Source organism: Vibrio sp. 1-Bac 57 (genome assembly GCF_037546855.1).
Taxonomy (GTDB): Bacteria; Pseudomonadota; Gammaproteobacteria; order Enterobacterales; family Psychromonadaceae; genus Psychromonas.
In genome coordinates, this window is the sequence record NZ_JALAAC010000003.1 from 122072 (window position 1) to 140330 (window position 18259).

Genomic DNA, 18259 nt, shown 5'->3' on the forward strand with positions numbered 1-18259 from the left:
GGTTATTGTTCTCCCTCTTTCTTACCGTCAATGTCGCCTTGAATGTCGCCACGGAAGCCAAATACACGGCGCTTACCGCGATAAGGAATAAGTGTGACTTGTCGTTTTTGGCCGGGTTCAAAACGAACCGCAGTGCTTGAAGTAATGTCTAAACGATAACCTTTGGTGAGTTCACGATCAAAAACCAAAGCGCTATTCACTTCGTAAAAGTGATAATGGGAGCCAACTTGAATAGGACGATCACCAGAATTAGCTACACTAACCATGATTTTCTCGGATCCGACGTTTAATTCGCGGTCACCCGCATCTGTAATAATTTCACCAGGAATCATCTGATTACTCCATTAACTAAATGATAGGGTTATGGACAGTCACTAACTTAGTGCCATCAGGAAATGTTGCTTCGACCTGTACTTCAGGAATTAACTCTGCAATACCGTCCATTACTTGATCACGGGTTAATAACGTACGTCCGTAATCCATCATTTCAGCTACGGTTTTACCGTCACGAGCACCTTCCATGATCTCCATTGAGATATAAGCCATTGCTTCAGGATAATTTAGTTTTACACCACGTTTTAAACGACGCTCGGCTAATAATGCCGCGGTAAAAAGCAGTAATTTATCTTTTTCTCTTGGTAATAGATCCATAATATTCTCTTCTTATGTATTCCAAATTCGAGGTTATAACGTTATTTATTAGATATTGATTATTAGGTAATACGTATTAATTATTAGTTAAAACTTGCTCTTTATGTATGCCAAACTCGAGGTTGTAGCGCGGTTTTATCAATCAATAGCGGCCGCAATATTTCCCATAAGCTAATAAATAGTTGTTTGCACTGTTGCGCCTGTGCGCCTAGATAGCGGATCACTAATAAACCATCAATATCACTAATACTGATCAACGTCTGTGCATCTTGTTGCTTAACTTGGTCACGTAATAACGCGACTAATTCTGCACGTTGCTGTGGTTGCTTTAATTTTTGTGGAGCATAAGCTAAAAAAGTTGCAAATACGCTATTGCAGGCCAAACCTGCAGGATGTGTTAATAATTGGTTAGCGGGAGATAACGCAATACGATCATGGTAAATCAAGATTTCATCGCAATATAAGCGATTCAATTGGCAGTACTTTCCATTCAAAAAAGGTTCATCTGAATCAGGTAAACCTAAACAAGTAATATCCCATCCCAAATAAACACTGCTGCTTGTGAGCTTAATATCAACGGTATTAAAACCGTCGGCACCCTCATAAACTATTGTTTCCTGTGGGAAATTTTCGCATTTAGCATCTGCTTCTAGCTGTAATTGAGTAATTTGCGATTGCTTAGTATCGCCTATCTCCAGATTCGTTCGTGCACGATAAAAACGCCCTGCGCCTGGTGTAGTAAACAATAGATGCGCATCTTGCTGAACATCAACGTTAATACGTAGCTCATCACCAGAAACAATGCCCGCTGGCGGATGTAATAGATAGATATGCGCGCAATCTCGACCTTCAGGATAAAAAGCTTTTTGAACCGATAATGGCCCTTTACGCTTAGTACGAGTGAGTTGTGTTCCTACTGGAGTATGACTGAATTGTAAAAATAGATGAGCAAGCCAGTGATTTTTCACTGGCGCTTTTAATGTTGCAGCTGTTGTAGACTCGTCGATAATTGACATCATGCTTATTTGATTAAATCCTTTTATCTGTTTATACGGCTAGATATTTACTCACTAATTCGTCATCAAGCTCATCCATTGGACCCGATGCAATCACTTGCCCTTTTTCCATTAAATGGAAGTTTTCCCCCACTGCCCGAGCAAAGGGTAACTTCTGCTCCACTAAAATAATGGTCATGCCTTGTTCTTTATTTAACTTTAATAACACATCTCGAATTAATTGCACAATATTAGGTTGAATACCTTCGTTGGGCTCATCTAATATTAAAATATCCGGATTCAGTACTAAAGCACGTCCAATGGCTAATTGTTGCTGCTGGCCACCAGACAAATCTCCACCACGACGATGTAACATCTCTTCCAAAACAGGAAAAAGCTTAAATATATGATTTGGAATGGTTTTACTTTTTTGTCTTGAACAATTTAAACTTATTTTTAGATTTTCTTCAACTGTCAATTGCGGAAAGATATGACGACCCTGCGGCACGTAACCCACGCCAATTTCAGGGCGTTGCTCGACACTGCTTTTACTCATATCTTTGTCATTAATAACGAGATTACCTGAGCTAATAGGCAGTAATCCCATAATAGTTTTTAATAGTGTGGTTTTGCCCACACCGTTACGCCCCATGATACAAGTGCGAGACCCTTTCTTAATCTTTAGGTCGAGATCCCATAGGATCTGTGTCCCACCGTATTTTTGATTTACTGCGGTTAATTCAATCATGATCAAGCTTGCTCCTCACCTAAATAAACTTCACGTACTGCTTTATTTGCTTGGATTTCATCCATCGAACCTTCCGCTAATACAGTCCCTTGATGCAATACTGTTACTTTACGTGCAATGGACCTAACAAAAGCCATGTCATGTTCAACCACCACTACCGAATGCTTACCAGCTAATGACGTTAATAACTCAGCGGTACGCTCTGTTTCCTGCGTGGTCATGCCTGCAACGGGTTCATCAACTAACAATAAACGCGGTTCAGCGGCTAGTAACATACCAATTTCTAACCATTGCTTTTGGCCATGAGATAAACGACCAGCGGGATAGTGCTGCTCGGCAGTTAAACCTATGGTTTGTAAGACTTCATCTATTTTGTCTTTTTGCTCGCCACTGAGTTTATGAAACAGTGCAGTCCAGATCCCTTTATCACCAGACAAACTTAACTCAATATTTTCAAACACACTCAATGCTTCAAATACAGTTGGTTTCTGAAACTTACGTCCGATACCCGCACGTGCAATTTCAGATTCATCAAGCTCTAATAAATCAATTTGTTGCCCAAAACTAACTTTACCTTGGTCTGGACGTGTTTTACCGGTGATCACATCCATTAATGTTGTTTTACCGGCACCATTGGCACCAATTAAACAACGTAATTCGCCATCGCCAATATAAAGATTCAAGTCATTTAATGCTTTAAAACCGTCAAAACTCACACTGACATCTTCCACGTATAAAATCATACCGTGGCGTGTATCTGGTTTTAAATTATCAACGGATGACAGCGGTGAACCGTGTTTATCTACAATCATTATTTATTCTCCGCTGTTAATATTGAATCGTCAGCACTTTTGTTAGTACTTGTGTTAGCGCTGCCGTCTGAGCTGTTAGGTTTGTTGTCTGTGGATGGTGGATCTATTTTATCCATTAAGTTAGTTACTAACCCTGCAAGGCCTTTAGGTAATAACAAGGTGACTAATACAAACAAACCACCTAAGCCAAATAACCAAGCTTCCGGCATGATCGCAGTGAAACGTGTTTTGGCATAACTCACCACAATCGCCCCAACTAACGCACCATATAATGTGCCACGACCACCAATCGCTACCCAAATAACAATTTCAATGGAGTTTAATGGTGAGAACTCACCGGGATTAATAATGCCCACTTGTGGTACATAAAGCGCACCTGCAACGCCGGCTAACATTGCCGATACCACGAAGATCCACACTTTATAATGTTGTGGTTTATAACCTACAAAACGCACGCGGTCCTCTGCATCTCGAATAGCAGTGACGACACGGCCCATTTTTGAATTAACAATAAAATAACTGATTGCATAACCAATGGCTAACATGACTGCCGTCGCTACGAATAAAGCCAGCTTGGTATTTGGAGACTGTAATGAGAAGCCAAAGATCTCTTTAAAATCCGTTAAACCATTGTTACCACCAAACCCCATTTCATTACGGAAGAAAGATAATAACAGCGCATAGGTCATCGCCTGGGTCATAATTGATAAGTACACACCGCTTACGCGTGAACGGAATGCTAACGTACCAAAGATGTAAGCTAATAATCCAGGGCCAGCAAATACTAATAAGATCATCACTAAGGCATTATCAGATCCCGCCCAATACCAAGGTAATTCAGTCCAGTTCAAGAACACCATAAAATCGGGTAGTTCTGGGTTACCGTAAACACCTCGGTCACCAATCTGACGCATTAAGTACATGCCCATTGCGTAACCACCTAGCGCAAAGAATGCACCGTGGCCTAAGCTTAAAATACCGCAATATCCCCATACCAAATCGACGGCTAAAGCAAGTAAAGCATAACAAAGGTACTTACCTAATAAGCTCACAGTGTAATCGCTCACATGCAGCAGCGAACCCTCGGCAAACATTAAGTTACAAACAGTGACATACAAGGTTGAGACAAATAAGATCGCAATAACAAAATGCAAACTACTCATTTTTTTGGTTATGTTATTCACGCTAGGTGAATTAATTAAAGTTTTCATTATTCTGCAGCTCTCCCTTTTTGCGGAAACAGTCCTTTAGGTCGTTTTTGAATAAACAACACTAAACTGACTAGCACAATAATATTGGCTAATACAGGTCCCATTGATGGTTCTAATATTTTGTTAAATGTTCCCATGGTCATCGCGGCAACTAGCGTACCCCATAAGTTACCCACCCCACCAAATACCACCACTAGAAATGAATCGATGATATAAGCCTGTCCTAAGTTCGGTCCAACATTGGTTAACTGACTTAATGCAACACCTGCAACACCGGCGATACCTGAACCTAACCCGAAGGTGATTGCATCTACCCATGAGCTTTTAACACTCAAGGCTCTGGCCATATCTCGGTTTTGAGAAACGGCACGAACGTGTAAACCTAATGAAGAGTTTTTCAAAATCATTAACAATGAGAAGAACACCATTAATGCAAATAAGATGATGTATAAACGGTTATAGGTAAGCGACAGAATCGGGTTAATCTCTAACGAACCACTCATCCACTGCGGCGCTTCAACTTGGCGATTAAGCGGAGAGAAAACACTACGCACTAACTGTTGTAAGATTAAGCTGATACCAAAGGTAGCCAATAAAGTTTCTAACGGACGACCTTTTAAGAAACGGATCACACCACGTTCAATTAACACCCCAACAAAACCAGACACAAGGAATGCGGCAGGCACGGCCATTAATAAAGAGTATTCAATTAAATTGGGGAAAGTTTGTTGGATAACATAGGTGGTATAAGCACCTAGCATCATCATTTCACCGTGCGCCATATTGATCACGCCCATCACACCAAAGGTGATAGCAAGACCAATCGCAGCGAGTAATAGCACTGAGCCAAGGCTTAATCCAAAAAACAGGTTTTCCGCTAAGCTAAATACACTTGCTTGCTGCTCAATACTATCTATTGTATTGCTTAAGACCGTTTTTAACTCCTTTGTTTCTGCATCGGCTGCATTACTTGGTAACGAACCTAATTGCTTAACTAATGCGTTTTTAACGGTAGGCTCTAGACGATTAGAGAGTTGTTTAGCAGCAGATAATTTCTCCGCTATTGACCCGGTTTGTAATTGTTCAATTAATAAAATGACCGACATTAACTCGCGAGCATCTTCATCTTTCTCTGCTTTAATTAATTTATTGACGGCAACCAAGCCGGCTTGGTTAGGGTTATCTAATAGCTGTTTCAAAGCCGCGATACGGATATCTGTATCAGCGTTTGTTAAATCTAGGTTGGCTAATAAATCACGAATTTGGCCACGTAAACGGTTATTGGTTCTAACTTTCTTAATCGCTGATTTTTTAACTGCTGGCAATGCTTCAGCGCTTAATACATCGGTTAACTGATATTGTTTTTGTTCATTTTTATAGACTGATACAACACGCTTATTGGTTTTAAGGTAATACAGGTCCCCATCCATCAATGGTTGTAAAATCGCACGTACTTGTGGTGCAGATGTCGCCGCGATTTGTTCAATCAATGGCGCCATTTTATTTAATTTGGTATTTGGTAGTTGCTCTACTAACTGAGGAAGAGCTGATTGTTGTGTTTCACTAACAGCGGCTGAGGCGTTGAATGACATAACAAAGAAAAGTAACAGGGGAAATAGACGCAACATGGGCTGTTCCTTAATATTGGTTTTTTAGTTCATAAAATGGGAGAACGGTGTCTCCCATTAAGTTGTTCTGTACGTTAATTAATGCATTAGAACGTTATGACTAAAACTTTTGACCAGAACATTTTGCAGTCGTTACATCAAAGTTGCCGCATTTGATTGGAGCAGTCCAATCAGATACTAGGTTTTTAGAGCTTGGTAGGAAGTCTGACCATGCATCACCAATTACGGTATCAGGCGTTTCCCAAACTACTTCAAACTGACCATCTTCTTGGATTTCACCAATTAATACAGGCTTAGATAAATGATGGTTAGAGTTCATTACCGCAATACCACCGGTTAAGTTAGGTACAGCAATACCAATCATTGCTTGTTCAACAGCATCAACATCAGTAGTACCAGCTTTCTCAACAGCCTTAACCCACATTTTAAAACCAATATAAGTTGCTTCCATTGGATCATTTGTTACACGTTTGTCATCACCAATATATTTTTTCCATTGTGCAATAAACGCTTCATTTTCTTCTGTCTCAACACTTTGGAAGTAGTTCCAAGCCGCTAAGTGACCCACTAACGGTTTTGCATCAAAACCAGACAGTTCTTCTTCACCTACAGAGAAAGCAATAACAGGAATATCTTCAGCAGAAATACCTTGGTTACCTAACTCTTTGTAAAATGGAATGTTTGCGTCACCGTTTACTGTAGAAATAACAGCTGTTTGCTTACCTTCAGAACCAAAACGTTTCACATCAGCAACAATGTTTTGCCAATCTGAATGACCAAATGGCGTGTAGTTAATCATGATATCTTCAGACTTAACGCCCTGTGCCATCAAGTATGCTTCTAAGATTTTATTGGTTGTACGTGGATAAACGTAATCGGTACCTAACAATACAAAACGCTTCGCGCCAATATCATTAATAAGGTAATCAACCGCTGGAATTGCTTGTTGGTTTGGCGCAGCGCCGGTATAGAATACGTTTTTAGATGACTCTTCACCTTCGTACTGAACGGGATAGAACATCAAACCGTTAAGCTCTTCAAGTACTGGTAATACTGATTTACGAGAAACCGAAGTCCAACTACCAAAAATAACATCTACTTTATCTTTTGCTAATAACTCACGACCTTTCTCTGCAAATAATGGCCAGTTTGACGCAGGGTCAACGACCACAGGCTCAAGTTGTTTACCTAATAAACCGCCCTTTGCATTTTGGTCTTCAATCATCATCAACACAGTGTCTTTTAGTGTGGTTTCACTGATCGCCATAGTGCCAGATAAAGAATGTAAAACACCGACTTTGATATTGTCAGCCGCGTAAGCAAAGTTAGTCATTAACCCCGTTGCAACAATCGAACTTGCAACAATTAGTTTTTTAAGTTTCATAGATAGTTCCTTTCCCTTTTAGTATCCAATAATTGATCTTTTTAACGGAATAAAAATCTCAATCCCAACCTATTTCAAGTGGGATAAGTATCCAGTAATTAGAGCAAGCATTAAATGCGCAAAAGCACGCAATGGACTACGCAATTATGCGCATATAAAAGAAAGCGCTATTGAAGTAAGCTACGCGCGCGAGATATGCTAAGAGCGGAGTCGCTATTAGTAAGGGTACGGATAGCCAATAAATAGCAAAAGAGCATGCATGCAATCAAACCAAAAAATAATTAAAGCGCGTAGAACCTACAACAAGCTTGTTGCAAATGAGATGATGGAAGACTTTGCACTGCGTTTTACTGCAAAACGGGCTAGAAAATGGTCACTAAACCGCATCTCTATGACCGCCCTGGGTATCGTTTCATTTTTGGTTTTAGAAGCAATCGGCGGCGCAATCACACTGCGATATGGTTTTGAAAATGCCGCATGGGCGATTTTGGCGGTGACATTAGTAGTGTTTTTAACGGGTTTACCCATCAGCTATTACGCTGCTAAGTATGGCGTTGATATTGACTTACTCAGCCGAGGTGCCGGCTTTGGTTATATTGGCTCCAGCATCGCCTCACTTATCTATGCCTCTTTTACTTTTATTTTCTTTGCGCTTGAAGCCGCCATTATGGCTATGGCATTAAAGATATTATTTGGCCTGCCCTTACCCGCGGGTTATATCGTTAGTACGCTATTAATCATTCCACTAGTGACCCACGGCATCACCTACATCAGCCGCTTTCAAGTATGGACATCTCCTATTTGGGTGGCGTTACAACTGCTGCCGCTGTTCTTTGTATTTACCCATAACGATACACAATTCAGCGATTGGGTAAACTTTACCGGTGAAGCAGGCGAATCAGGAGCAACCTTTAATCTCTTATTATTTGGTGGCGCTTCAGCGGTATTGTTAGCGCTGGTGGCACAAATTGGTGAACAAGTAGATTTTCTACGGTTCTTACCAGAGAAACCTAAAAAAGGTGCTTGGCGTTGGTGGCTGGCGTTGATTGCCGGTGGCCCAGGTTGGATGGTATTTGGTGCGCTTAAACTTTTTTTAGGATCTTTTTTAGCCTATTTTGCATTAAAACAAGGCATTGCACCGGATCTTGCTAGCGACCCTGCGCACATGTATCAACTTGCTTATAGCTATGTCTTTGATAACCCGTCTATTAGTGTTTTTGTTGCCTGTAGCTTTGTGGTGTTATCACAACTCAAAATCAATGTCGCAAATGCTTATGCGGGCTCATTAGCATGGTCTAACTTTTTTTCGCGTGTTACCCATAACCACCCAGGCCGCGTAGTGTGGATGGTATTTAATGTCGCCATCGCACTACTACTGATGGAGCTCGGCATTTACCAAACCATTGCCAGTATGTTGTCCGTGTATTCGGTCATTGTATTAGCTTGGTTAAGCTCCGTTGTTGCCGATTTAATCATTAATAAACCATTGGGACTAAGCCCGCGCCATATAGAATTCAAACGCTCACACCTTTATGATATTAACCCCGTTGGCGTGGGTTCAATGTTAATTGCATCGGTAGCAGGTTTTACTGCGCATATGGGTATTTATGGTGAAACAGTTGAAGCTTTAGCGTCTTTCATCGCCTGTTTTTTACCTTTTATTACTGTGCCTTTAATCGGTTGGTTAACTAAAGGGAAATACTATTTAGCAGCCAACCAACAACCTGAAATTAAAACCTTCACACAATGTCATATTTGCGAAAATAGCTTTGACCATGAAGACATCACGTTCTGCCCTGCTTATGGCAAAGCTATTTGTTCGCTCTGTTGTAGTTTAGATGTACGTTGTTCAGATCAATGCCGTCCTAACGCCACGCTTTCACAACAAGCTCATGATTTTTTCACTCGTTTCTTAAGTGCCAAAGTACTAAAAGCATTAACCACTCCTTTGATGCAATTCATCGCACTGACATTAGGGTTAAGTTTGATCGGCGCTGCTATTTTAGTCTTAGTCTATCTACAAGTGCCACTGGATGATTTACAAGTAAAACAGGTTTTTGCTAGCACTTTAGTTAAGATATTCTTCCTATTAATGATCATTATTGGCATCGTCAGTTGGTTATTTATCCTCGCTCGTGATGGCAATCAACATGCATTAAAAGAACTACGTTCACAAACTAAAGCTTTAGCCAAAGAGGTCGATGCTCACGAACAAACATCGGAAGCATTACAAAGCGCAAAAGAAGTTGCAGAATCAGCTAACGAAGCCAAAAGTCGTTACCTTGCAGCTTTGAGTCATGAACTACGTACACCGCTTAATGTGTTATTAGGTTATGCACAATTATTGATGCGCGACCAAGAATTACCACCGAAACAGCGCGAAAGTATTGCGATTGTAAGACGTAATGGAGAGCACCTTGCAGACTTAATTGAAAGCTTATTAGAGGTGTCTAAAATTGAAGCCGGCCGTGTCACTTTGCAGCGTGATGAGTTTAATTTAAAAGCGATTTTGCAGCAGCTGGTGGATATGTTTCAAATGCAAGCCAGTAAAAAAGGTATTAAGTTCCACTATATTGCCAGCGCTAACTTACCTGATTACGTGGCAACCGATAAGCAACGCTTTAGACAAATATTGATCAACCTGATCTCTAATGCCATTAAATATACTGAAAAAGGCTCGGTAACATTTAAGGTCACTTATCGCAGCGAAGTCGCCAACTTTAGTATTATCGATACCGGAGCGGGAATAGCTAAAAGTAACCAAGAACTGATTTTTAAACCCTTTGAACAAATTCGTAATAACCATACTCAATCTATCGGTGGAACAGGTTTAGGGCTAACCATCTCACGCTCATTAGCGGAATTAATGGGTGGTGAAATAAGTTTAAGTAGTAATGTTGGGCAAGGTTCCACCTTTTACTTCAGGTTAATGTTATTCAAACTCAACAAAGACCCTAAAGAGCCTGAACTCACCAAATCAGAAGCCGTTGGTTATAATGGTGCTAAGCAAAGCATTTTAGTGGTGGACGATAATAAAAACCAACGCCAACTGATGTTGCATTTACTCGCACCGATTGGTTTCAATGTGTTATTAGCGGAACATGCACAACAGGGTTTTGAATTATTGCAGGAAAATGATATCGACCTGGTATTAATGGACGTACAAATGCCTGATATTAACGGCTGGCAAATGGTTAAAAGTATGCGTGAACAGCATTATCAAATGCCCGTATTAATGGTTTCAGCCAATGCACGTGATGCAGAATATAACCTTCAAGCGGAAGGTTTTCATAATGGTTATATTGCGAAGCCTCTCAATTTGGATGCATTATTAGGCAAAATTGCACAACTATTAAACTTACAATGGCAATATAAAAATACTGATAATATAACTACTGAAGACGCCAATAGCAGTAATAAACTAAGTGTCGGCGACGAACAATATAAAGCATTAATCGCACTTGCAGAGATTGGTTACCTGTCTGGGTTTAAAGATAAATTTGCACAGATAGAAGCAGAATATTACTTTCCAGAAGACAGCGCATCGCAGATACTTGAATATGTTGAAGTCTGTAACTTCCCTAAAATTATTGAATATTTAAACGAGTTAAACCATGGATCCTAAAAGCAGTGATGTTGTATTGGTTGTCGACGATTCGCCAGAATCATTAGGCATGCTCAATGTAGCGCTGAACAGTCAAGGTTATACCGCACTAGTTGCCTTAAGCGGACAACAAGCGCTGGCCATCGCAGAAAAAGTCCCGCCAGATGTGGTGTTATTAGATGCGATGATGCCTGAAATGGACGGTTTTGAAACCTGCCGCCGTTTAAAAGAGCTATTACCCAACACTCCGATTATTTTCATGACTGGATTAACCGACGTTGAAGACATCGTAAAAGGCATTGAAGCGGGTGGCGTGGATTATGTGACTAAACCTATTTCGCCCGACGAAGTGATTGTGCGTATTAAACGTCATGTTGAAACCGCAAAACTAGCATTAAGTGCGCAGGATGCATTAGACCATGCCGGTAAAACCGTTTTCTGTGTCAGTCAATTAGGCCGTTTGTCTTGGGCAACACCCCATGTGCATGAGCTGGTAGATAATATTTCTAAAGACGACGCAAGCCCATGGGCAACCTTAGCCACTTTAATCGAAAGTTGGTTACTAGGTGACACCAGCCAAGCATTAACAGTGGATTGTTTTTCAGCAAAAATGAGTATTGCTTACGAGCGTCAGCAGCAAGAGATGCACTTATTGCGTATTGTACAAAATAAGACGCCAAAATCAGCACAAGATTTAAAGGAAAACCTACCCATCACCAAGCGTGAATCAGAAGTGTTGTATTGGGTTTCTTACGGGAAAACCAGTTGGGAAATTTCTCAGATTTTAGAAATGAGTCCACGCACAGTAAACAAGCATTTAGAGCAGATCTATAAGAAGCTAGGGGTGGATAACCGCACCTCGGCAGCAGCGATTTCGATTAGGATCCTAGAGGGATGATGCAGCAAAGGATTGCTGGTTGATCCTTTTTTCTCGTTCCCATGGTCTCCGTGGGAATGCATATTATTATTTCTTGTTTCTACGATTATTTGTGGAAATATATATGGTAATGACTTGAAAGTATTAGCTCGTCTGCGCTCGTCGGATCAAATCGAATTTTGTTAGCTGTCTTTTCGCCCTGTCGGCGAGTTCATTTTCTTTATACGAACAAAGAAAACAGAACCAAAAGAAACTCGCCCATATCGTTTTTTTAATCTGAATAAATAACAGCCTTCTTAACGCACCGCTCATACGCCACGTCCGTGTGGCGAGCTGAGCTAGCAACGGCATCCATGCCTTACCTTGCTAAAGGCAGTGATTGATTCAGAAAAACGAAAATGGGAATTGACGTAGCCACATTAAACTTCCAATAATTCCACACATCCACATAATTAATATTTTATTTTCAGCTTATAGATAGCCTTAATTGTTTGATTTACTGTTGTAGTAGAGTATTGTTAAAAAGTTTTAACAAATTGATATATTTCGTATTTCAACCGAAAATATGGAATTACTCAGTTTAGTTACACTGTTAGCTTTCTCGAGGGTACATGTCAGTATTTAGTATTTATAAAAAAGAAGAACATTTTCAACGAGCCAAAGCCTTATTAGATTCTGATGCTATTTCGGACCATATATACGCATGCTTGGAGTTAAGGTTCTGTATTGAAGCAATTGTCTACCAAAAACTCTTGCATGGGATTGATAGTATTCCTAATTCAATTATTAAAACTTGGCAACCGAATAAAGCAATGAAAATGCTTTTAGATTTTGATGAATTTACGTCGACAGACTGCAAAATAGAAATTAACTTACTCAATAATGGCAGTCACTCAGTAGACGATTGGTTAAAATTAGGAGAGCAAAAAATTCCTAATATTAAATGGCTTAATAAAAGTTATAACAAGCTTGGTAACTTCCTTCACCTTATCGAACCATCTAAAATAGAAACAGGAAATCAACGAGAAATAAAAAATAAAGTTTCACTTATTGTTAAACAATTAGAGGTCTATGTTTCTGGTAATCTTTTGGTTTTAAATAACAACATTGAGATAAACAGTTGTCCTATATGCAAAGATGATTTTGCTTTTTCACCTCAAAAAATAAAACACGGTGAATTAATAAAGTGCCACAACTATAAATGTGGAGCTTTTTTCACAGCTAATGTAGATAGTCTCCGCATTACATTTACCTACAAAACCTATGATGTACCTTGCCCAAATTGTAAGGCATTATTAGAAATTCCTATTGAAAAAGTTAGGAAATTAGAAAAATTTAGTTGTAGTAAATGCCATTCCGAATATATTCCTAAAGGGACGTATGAGTTTGCTTCACTTTCTAAAAAAAGCTAACAAATTACTGCTCGCAGACTCGATACCGTTGTCGCCATTTTTGCAGAAATAAAAACAATAAAATAACGCCAATTTACTCTATATATTCAAGGTGTTATAAGACTAAATAGTCTCCATCTAGCAATTTCTATCAATATTAAATGAGGTTTTCAAATGAAATTAATAAAATTACTTTCAGTGATAATTTTTACTTCCACAATGTTTGGCTGCTCAACTATAAACTACAACTATGAAGCGAAAATTGATTATTTTTCTAAGCCAGCACTAAACCAAGTTGTGGAAGTTTATGTTGGCGATTACATGATCGATCAGGGGAAATCTGTAACCTTAGACTATTTAATATTAAACAGAACGATTGATGGGACACTATACGACATACATAGAGGGTCATATTCTCGTATTGGTGAACACAAAGGTTCATCATACTTTTCTCCAACGACAACTAAAGGGCAGCCTATCTCTTATGCCGCCGGATTAGTTGATACACCTATTGCTCTTCATCTTAATAGTAAAAATGAGGTGTGTGTTACATCGGTTTCTTATCAGGCTGCCGCTTGTTATGAAGGAAGCTTTCAAATAAAAGAACAAACGGTAGTTGATAGTCAGGCATTTCAACAGACGCTTATATATAACGGTTCAGTTGGTGAAAAAATAAATATATCTTATCGTGAATTCTCTAACAACTCAGCTAGAACAGCTTTCACTAACAATGTTGAGTATGACATGAAAAAATCTAATTTTATAAATTATAAAGGCGCTCGTATTGAAATTATTAGCTATGACAATACATCAATAAAATTTAGAGTAGTAAAGCATTTTCGCGATGACCAAGTAATAGAGTTATAATTTAAAATCCACAGAAAAAGCATTAGACAAATACGGGTAGACAAATACCAAATACGGGACATCCAAAGGTTGATATTAATAAGCTCAAATAGTTAACAATCAATATCGATCCTCAACATGGCTACAACTCCCACCGTTGAGCTTTCCCAAGTAAGTCACTTATTTTTAGTAAAGACAAACAGGATGTTTGGATTAGTTGAGGCTAGTGCATGGATGCACGTCCGAAACGGTACGTTAAAAATAATTGGATTACTTGGATCAGAAAGCGAATCGGTGACAGCTTTCTTTGCCTACTTTCTTTGCTGTTCAAAGAAAGTAGGATCGCCGAAAGGGCGAAATACACAGCAACCATTATAAATAAAGCCTCGATGAGCGTAGACGAACCAACAACACCAAAACGCTACTCAATTAATCACTATTCAAAAAGCCAAGCTTAATACATTAGCAAATATGGCTACAACACGTCTGCTGTTGAGCTCTCCCAAGTCATTCACTTAATGTTAGTAAAGCCGCAACGAACACAGGCGAGAAAGCACAGAGCATACATAGAAAAATACCTAAAGGAACCTGAGAGTTAATGTATCTCAGCCCTTTAAATTTATCACTGCAAACTATTAACGTTTCTTATTTTTTCCTTGTACGGCTTTGAATCTCGGATTTGATTTACAAATTACATAAGAGCGACCACGGCGCCTTACTATTTGACAATCGGGATGACGCTTTTTCGCACTTTTTAGAGAACTTAATACTTTCATTATTTACTTCCTATGCTACCAAAACGATTTTTGAACTTAGAAACTCGACCATCTTTTTTCGCCACACGTTGTTCACCCGTATAAAATGGATGCGAAACGCTTGATATATCAATAGTGACATAAGGATATGTTTTTCCTTCATAGTCGATGGTGCGATCGGTTTTAATTGTTGAGCCTACCAAAAAATATGTATCGGCTGCGGTATCGTGGAAAACAACTTTTTGATAGTTAGGGTGAATATTTGGTTTCAAAATCATGACCTCTATAATGTTATATTATAACATAAAGATATCAAAATGACTTTTGCGCGTCAACACAAATAGTATTAATTATCATTTGCATTTAAAAGAGGAGTTAACAGCACTAAAACACTATTAAAAAGATAAGCTTAAGACATTAGTAAATCTGGCTACATCTCCTGCAGTGGAGCTTTCCCAAGTCGCTAAAAAGGTACAACGCCAAGCAGTAAACATTAATAAAAAACTCGATCAGCACAGGTGAATCAGTACCAAGCTCAAAAACTGATCAAAAAAAATGGGCTCGATGAGCCCATATGAATCAATGTTAGAAACTACGAATATTCAGCTTCTACTTGATCTGCTTTTTTAAATGCATCATGGGATGCTAACTGCTGTGCATAACGACCCAAATTACTAAAGTTGCTGATAGCACCTGTAGCAACCAAGTTCTCAACAATCATCGACATCATAATATCTGCGCCGGTTAACTGCTCATCAACTAAATACTTTTTCCCTTCTAAGCATTGCTCTACGTAACTCAGTATTTTAAGCATTTCTGCATCAGCATAATCAGCTAAAAAGTTAGTTTTACAGCCATCTTTAGCAACAAATATTTTTAACAAAAGCGGCAGTATTGCCGAGCCTTCTGCAAAATGTAACCATTGTGAATATTCAACATAAGCATTAGTACCGCGTGCTGGTGCGAACTTACCTTGTCCATATTTATCAATTAAATATTCCGTAATAGCGCCTGACTCGCTGATCACTAGACCATCGTCTTCTATTACCGGTGACTTACCTAATGGATGAATATTTTTTAACTCTGGTGGCGCAAAAAATGTTTCACTATTTCGTAAATAAGGCTTTATTTGGTACTCGACACCGAGTTCTTCTAAGAGCCAAATAATACGTTTAGAGCGTGATTTATTTAAGTGGTGTAACGTGATCATAATACCTACCTATTTAATTGTTAATAACAGAAACAGCGATTTGCATCACCATAGCAATGAAAGCTATTTAATCCAATGCCTGTAATAACCAATATCAAGCACCGAGTGTATTTTTGGGATGTGATGTGAAAGGTATAAAAGCTCAAAAATAATTCGATTAAATTTCAAGTTAGTTATACTTAATTTCAAAAAATAGCTATATTTAAGTAATTAAATGCCAATAGCTAACTTTAAATAGCTATATTTACTCCTTAATAATTACACTTAAAATAGTAACTCTTATGCCTGATATTAATATTGATTCAACTTATGGTGTGATCATCATCCAAAATCTTAAAGCGATTTATGTTGATGAAAACTATGCCAAACTTTATGGCTATGATAGCCCAGATGATTTATTAAATAGTATAGATTCGTTCTTGGATCTTATTGCGCCAGAATTTCATGAACTAGCCAAGCAAAATTACCTTGATATCATTGCAGGTAAAATCACTCCTCGAGGCCATACATTTCACAACATAGACCGTTACGGTAAAGAATTTACGGTATTCTCGATCGATCACCTTATTGAATATGCAGGAGAGTTAGCGCTTCAAGTGACTGTGATTGATTTGTCGATTGTTGTTGAAGCAAATAAACAAATACGTGAAAAAGATTTAATGTTTAAGCGCTTAATTATGAATTCAGGGCAAGGGATAATGGTACATCGTAATTTTAAACCCTTGATGCTGAATCAGGCTTGGGCGAATGAAATGCGTGCATCATCACTGCAACAAGCCATGGAAACTGAATCTATCTTGCAATTCATTCCTGTCGAAAAGCATGCAGAAGTAAAAGAACATTATGTTAAGACGATCAATGGCGAAGTAACAAGTAAGAGTAATATTGTCGAAAATATTTGTTTCGATGGCAGTAAACGCTTTTTTAATATTTATGACAACTTAATTGAATGGGAAGGCGAACCTGCGGTTCAAGTGGTATTAGAAGATGTTACGGATAAAGTTGAATATGAGCGAGCTTTAGCCTACCGCGCATCCCATGATCAGCTCACTGACTTATATAATCGTAGTTCGATTTATGATTGGTTAGGTACGCATTACAACACAAGTACCGATATCACTTGTATGCTCATAGATATTGATGACTTTAAAAAAGTAAATGATACCTATGGCCATCAAATGGGTGACCAGGTGATCAAAACATTGGCAGGGATCATCAAAAAAATAGTACAAAAATTTAATGGCGTTGTAGGACGATGGGGAGGCGAAGAGTTTATTGCTTTTATCCCTAACATCAGTAACCCAAAAACAGCTGAAATGGCGGAGTCAATTCGTATTGCCTTTAATCAAGTAAAATATCAACAAGATACAGTGTCATTTAATGCAAGCGTTAGCATTGGTATTAGTTCAACTTGTGAGGACGAAGCTAACCTTAGTATTGACGATCTGATTAAGTCCGCCGATAAGTATTTATACTTCGCAAAAGCGAATGGTAAGGATTGTGTCGTGAAATGTGGAAATGCTGTTTCATCAGTTTAAGTTGAAATAGGCCACATTTAGCAAGCGGTTATAGGATCTTTTTCTTTTTTATATGGTGCTTGTGCATAAGACTTAATGTGCCGCTGTTTTTGAATATAAGTTCATAACTGCAACGCCGGCTAAAATTAACCCCATCCCAATAATTGCAGGCAAATCTGGAACCTGTTTATAAATAATCGCGCTAATAGCAGCCACTAGAATTATACCCATTCCAGCCCAAACAGCATAAGCGATACCTACTGGCACTGTTTTCAATACAAGGGACAGAAAATAAAAGGCAGCAACATAGCCGATCACACAAATCGCACTATAAAAAAGTTGGCTGAATCCATCAGATGCTTTTAATGCGAGAGTGGCAATCACTTCTGAAACAATTGCAATCGCTAAATACCAATAACCCATACCTGTCCTTTATTTTATTGTTTTGTCTTATTGTTTTTTGTATTGATAAGACTTAATTAATTGGGTGTGGACAATAACAAGTTCAGCTGCTTAATCAACTAATTAACGTATCAGCCCAGCAACAATGATAATTTTACCTGCTCATGAACCTTAAATAATCTCAGCTCCTTTGACCTATCCCCTCTTAAAGTTCGAAATCTCTGCTAT

17 protein-coding genes are annotated in these 18259 nt (G+C 38.8%); 5 read left to right on the forward strand and 12 right to left on the reverse strand.

What is annotated here, in order from left to right; genetic code table 11:
• Positions 1-2: 2 nt before the first annotated feature.
• The 8 genes from MT391_RS03100 to urtA form a co-directional block, all read right to left on the reverse strand.
• Positions 3-332 (reverse strand): urease subunit beta, encoded by a 330-nt coding sequence (locus tag MT391_RS03100; RefSeq protein ID WP_499439016.1) that lies wholly within the window; start codon positions 330-332, stop codon positions 3-5.
• 16 nt (positions 333-348) lie between these two features.
• Positions 349-651, reverse strand: coding sequence for an urease subunit gamma (gene ureA / locus MT391_RS03105; RefSeq protein ID WP_166368204.1), 303 nt, complete (start codon positions 649-651; stop codon positions 349-351).
• Between the two features lie 101 nt (positions 652-752).
• On the reverse strand, positions 753-1670 hold the full coding sequence (locus MT391_RS03110; RefSeq protein WP_499496886.1) for an urease accessory protein UreD: 918 nt from the start codon (positions 1668-1670) through the stop codon (positions 753-755).
• Between the two features lie 28 nt (positions 1671-1698).
• Complete coding sequence (gene urtE / locus MT391_RS03115; RefSeq protein ID WP_025566124.1) at positions 1699-2394, reverse strand: urea ABC transporter ATP-binding subunit UrtE; 696 nt, start codon at positions 2392-2394, stop codon at positions 1699-1701.
• A 2-nt stretch (positions 2395-2396) separates the two neighbouring features.
• A complete protein-coding gene (gene urtD / locus MT391_RS03120) occupies positions 2397-3206 on the reverse strand; it encodes an urea ABC transporter ATP-binding protein UrtD (RefSeq protein ID WP_166368208.1) in 810 nt (269 codons plus the stop codon).
• On the reverse strand, positions 3206-4369 hold the full coding sequence (gene urtC / locus MT391_RS03125) for an urea ABC transporter permease subunit UrtC (RefSeq protein WP_499496945.1): 1164 nt from the start codon (positions 4367-4369) through the stop codon (positions 3206-3208). Before urtC ends, urtD begins: the two co-directional genes overlap by 1 nt.
• A gap of 47 nt (positions 4370-4416) precedes the next feature.
• Positions 4417-6045: an urea ABC transporter permease subunit UrtB gene (gene urtB, locus MT391_RS03130; RefSeq protein WP_499496887.1), complete on the reverse strand. Its 1629-nt coding sequence runs from the start codon at positions 6043-6045 to the stop codon at positions 4417-4419.
• A 100-nt stretch (positions 6046-6145) separates the two neighbouring features.
• Positions 6146-7429, reverse strand: a complete 1284-nt coding sequence (gene urtA, locus MT391_RS03135) for an urea ABC transporter substrate-binding protein (protein ID WP_499496888.1) — start codon at positions 7427-7429, stop codon at positions 6146-6148.
• Positions 7430-7688: 259 nt separating this feature from the next.
• Between urtA and MT391_RS03140 the strand changes: the two genes are divergently transcribed.
• From MT391_RS03140 to MT391_RS03155, 4 genes are all read left to right on the forward strand, one after another.
• Positions 7689-11054, forward strand: a complete 3366-nt coding sequence (locus MT391_RS03140) for an ATP-binding protein (RefSeq protein WP_499496889.1) — start codon at positions 7689-7691, stop codon at positions 11052-11054.
• On the forward strand, positions 11044-11931 hold the full coding sequence (locus tag MT391_RS03145) for a response regulator (protein WP_499496890.1): 888 nt from the start codon (positions 11044-11046) through the stop codon (positions 11929-11931). The genes MT391_RS03140 and MT391_RS03145 overlap by 11 nt, the downstream gene beginning before the upstream one ends.
• A gap of 590 nt (positions 11932-12521) precedes the next feature.
• Positions 12522-13322, forward strand: coding sequence for a hypothetical protein (locus tag MT391_RS03150; protein ID WP_499496891.1), 801 nt, complete (start codon positions 12522-12524; stop codon positions 13320-13322).
• 153 nt (positions 13323-13475) lie between these two features.
• Entirely contained in the window at positions 13476-14168 is a 693-nt protein-coding gene (locus MT391_RS03155; protein ID WP_499496892.1) for a hypothetical protein, read from the forward strand.
• Between the two features lie 614 nt (positions 14169-14782).
• Here the strand turns inward: MT391_RS03155 and ykgO are convergent.
• The 3 genes from ykgO to MT391_RS03170 all read right to left on the reverse strand — a co-directional run bounded on the left by ykgO (position 14783) and on the right by MT391_RS03170 (position 16112).
• Positions 14783-14923 carry a type B 50S ribosomal protein L36 gene (ykgO, locus tag MT391_RS03160; RefSeq protein WP_499496893.1) on the reverse strand — a complete coding sequence of 47 codons (141 nt, stop codon included), beginning with the start codon at positions 14921-14923 and terminating at the stop codon, positions 14783-14785.
• The gene (locus tag MT391_RS03165) at positions 14923-15174 is read right to left on the reverse strand and encodes a type B 50S ribosomal protein L31 (protein WP_499496894.1); all 252 of its coding nucleotides are present in this window, start codon (positions 15172-15174) and stop codon (positions 14923-14925) included. The genes ykgO and MT391_RS03165 overlap by 1 nt, the downstream gene beginning before the upstream one ends.
• A gap of 320 nt (positions 15175-15494) precedes the next feature.
• The gene (locus MT391_RS03170; RefSeq protein ID WP_166368222.1) at positions 15495-16112 is read right to left on the reverse strand and encodes a glutathione S-transferase family protein; all 618 of its coding nucleotides are present in this window, start codon (positions 16110-16112) and stop codon (positions 15495-15497) included.
• Between the two features lie 281 nt (positions 16113-16393).
• Between MT391_RS03170 and MT391_RS03175 the strand changes: the two genes are divergently transcribed.
• Positions 16394-17650, forward strand: a complete 1257-nt coding sequence (locus MT391_RS03175) for a sensor domain-containing diguanylate cyclase (RefSeq protein WP_499496895.1) — start codon at positions 16394-16396, stop codon at positions 17648-17650.
• A gap of 72 nt (positions 17651-17722) precedes the next feature.
• Here the strand turns inward: MT391_RS03175 and MT391_RS03180 are convergent, their stop codons facing one another.
• Complete coding sequence (locus MT391_RS03180; RefSeq protein WP_166368226.1) at positions 17723-18052, reverse strand: DMT family transporter; 330 nt, start codon at positions 18050-18052, stop codon at positions 17723-17725.
• Between the last annotated feature and the right edge of the window lie 207 nt (positions 18053-18259).

Coding starts and splice junctions, on each gene's coding strand:
- MT391_RS03110 (WP_499496886.1), bottom strand. CDS start 1,670: ATGATGTCAATTATCGACGAGTCTACAACAGCTGCAACATTAAAAGCG.
- urtE (WP_025566124.1), bottom strand. CDS start 2,394: ATGATTGAATTAACCGCAGTAAATCAAAAATACGGTGGGACACAGATC.
- MT391_RS03100 (WP_499439016.1), bottom strand. CDS start 332: ATGATTCCTGGTGAAATTATTACAGATGCGGGTGACCGCGAATTAAAC.
- MT391_RS03155 (WP_499496892.1), top strand. CDS start 13,476: ATGAAATTAATAAAATTACTTTCAGTGATAATTTTTACTTCCACAATG.
- MT391_RS03170 (WP_166368222.1), bottom strand. CDS start 16,112: ATGATCACGTTACACCACTTAAATAAATCACGCTCTAAACGTATTATT.
- ureA (WP_166368204.1), bottom strand. CDS start 651: ATGGATCTATTACCAAGAGAAAAAGATAAATTACTGCTTTTTACCGCG.
- MT391_RS03145 (WP_499496890.1), top strand. CDS start 11,044: ATGGATCCTAAAAGCAGTGATGTTGTATTGGTTGTCGACGATTCGCCA.
- urtA (WP_499496888.1), bottom strand. CDS start 7,429: ATGAAACTTAAAAAACTAATTGTTGCAAGTTCGATTGTTGCAACGGGG.
- ykgO (WP_499496893.1), bottom strand. CDS start 14,923: ATGAAAGTATTAAGTTCTCTAAAAAGTGCGAAAAAGCGTCATCCCGAT.
- urtB (WP_499496887.1), bottom strand. CDS start 6,045: ATGTTGCGTCTATTTCCCCTGTTACTTTTCTTTGTTATGTCATTCAAC.
- MT391_RS03175 (WP_499496895.1), top strand. CDS start 16,394: ATGCCTGATATTAATATTGATTCAACTTATGGTGTGATCATCATCCAA.
- MT391_RS03140 (WP_499496889.1), top strand. CDS start 7,689: ATGCAATCAAACCAAAAAATAATTAAAGCGCGTAGAACCTACAACAAG.
- urtD (WP_166368208.1), bottom strand. CDS start 3,206: ATGATTGTAGATAAACACGGTTCACCGCTGTCATCCGTTGATAATTTA.
- MT391_RS03180 (WP_166368226.1), bottom strand. CDS start 18,052: ATGGGTTATTGGTATTTAGCGATTGCAATTGTTTCAGAAGTGATTGCC.
- MT391_RS03150 (WP_499496891.1), top strand. CDS start 12,522: ATGTCAGTATTTAGTATTTATAAAAAAGAAGAACATTTTCAACGAGCC.
- urtC (WP_499496945.1), bottom strand. CDS start 4,369: ATGAGTAGTTTGCATTTTGTTATTGCGATCTTATTTGTCTCAACCTTG.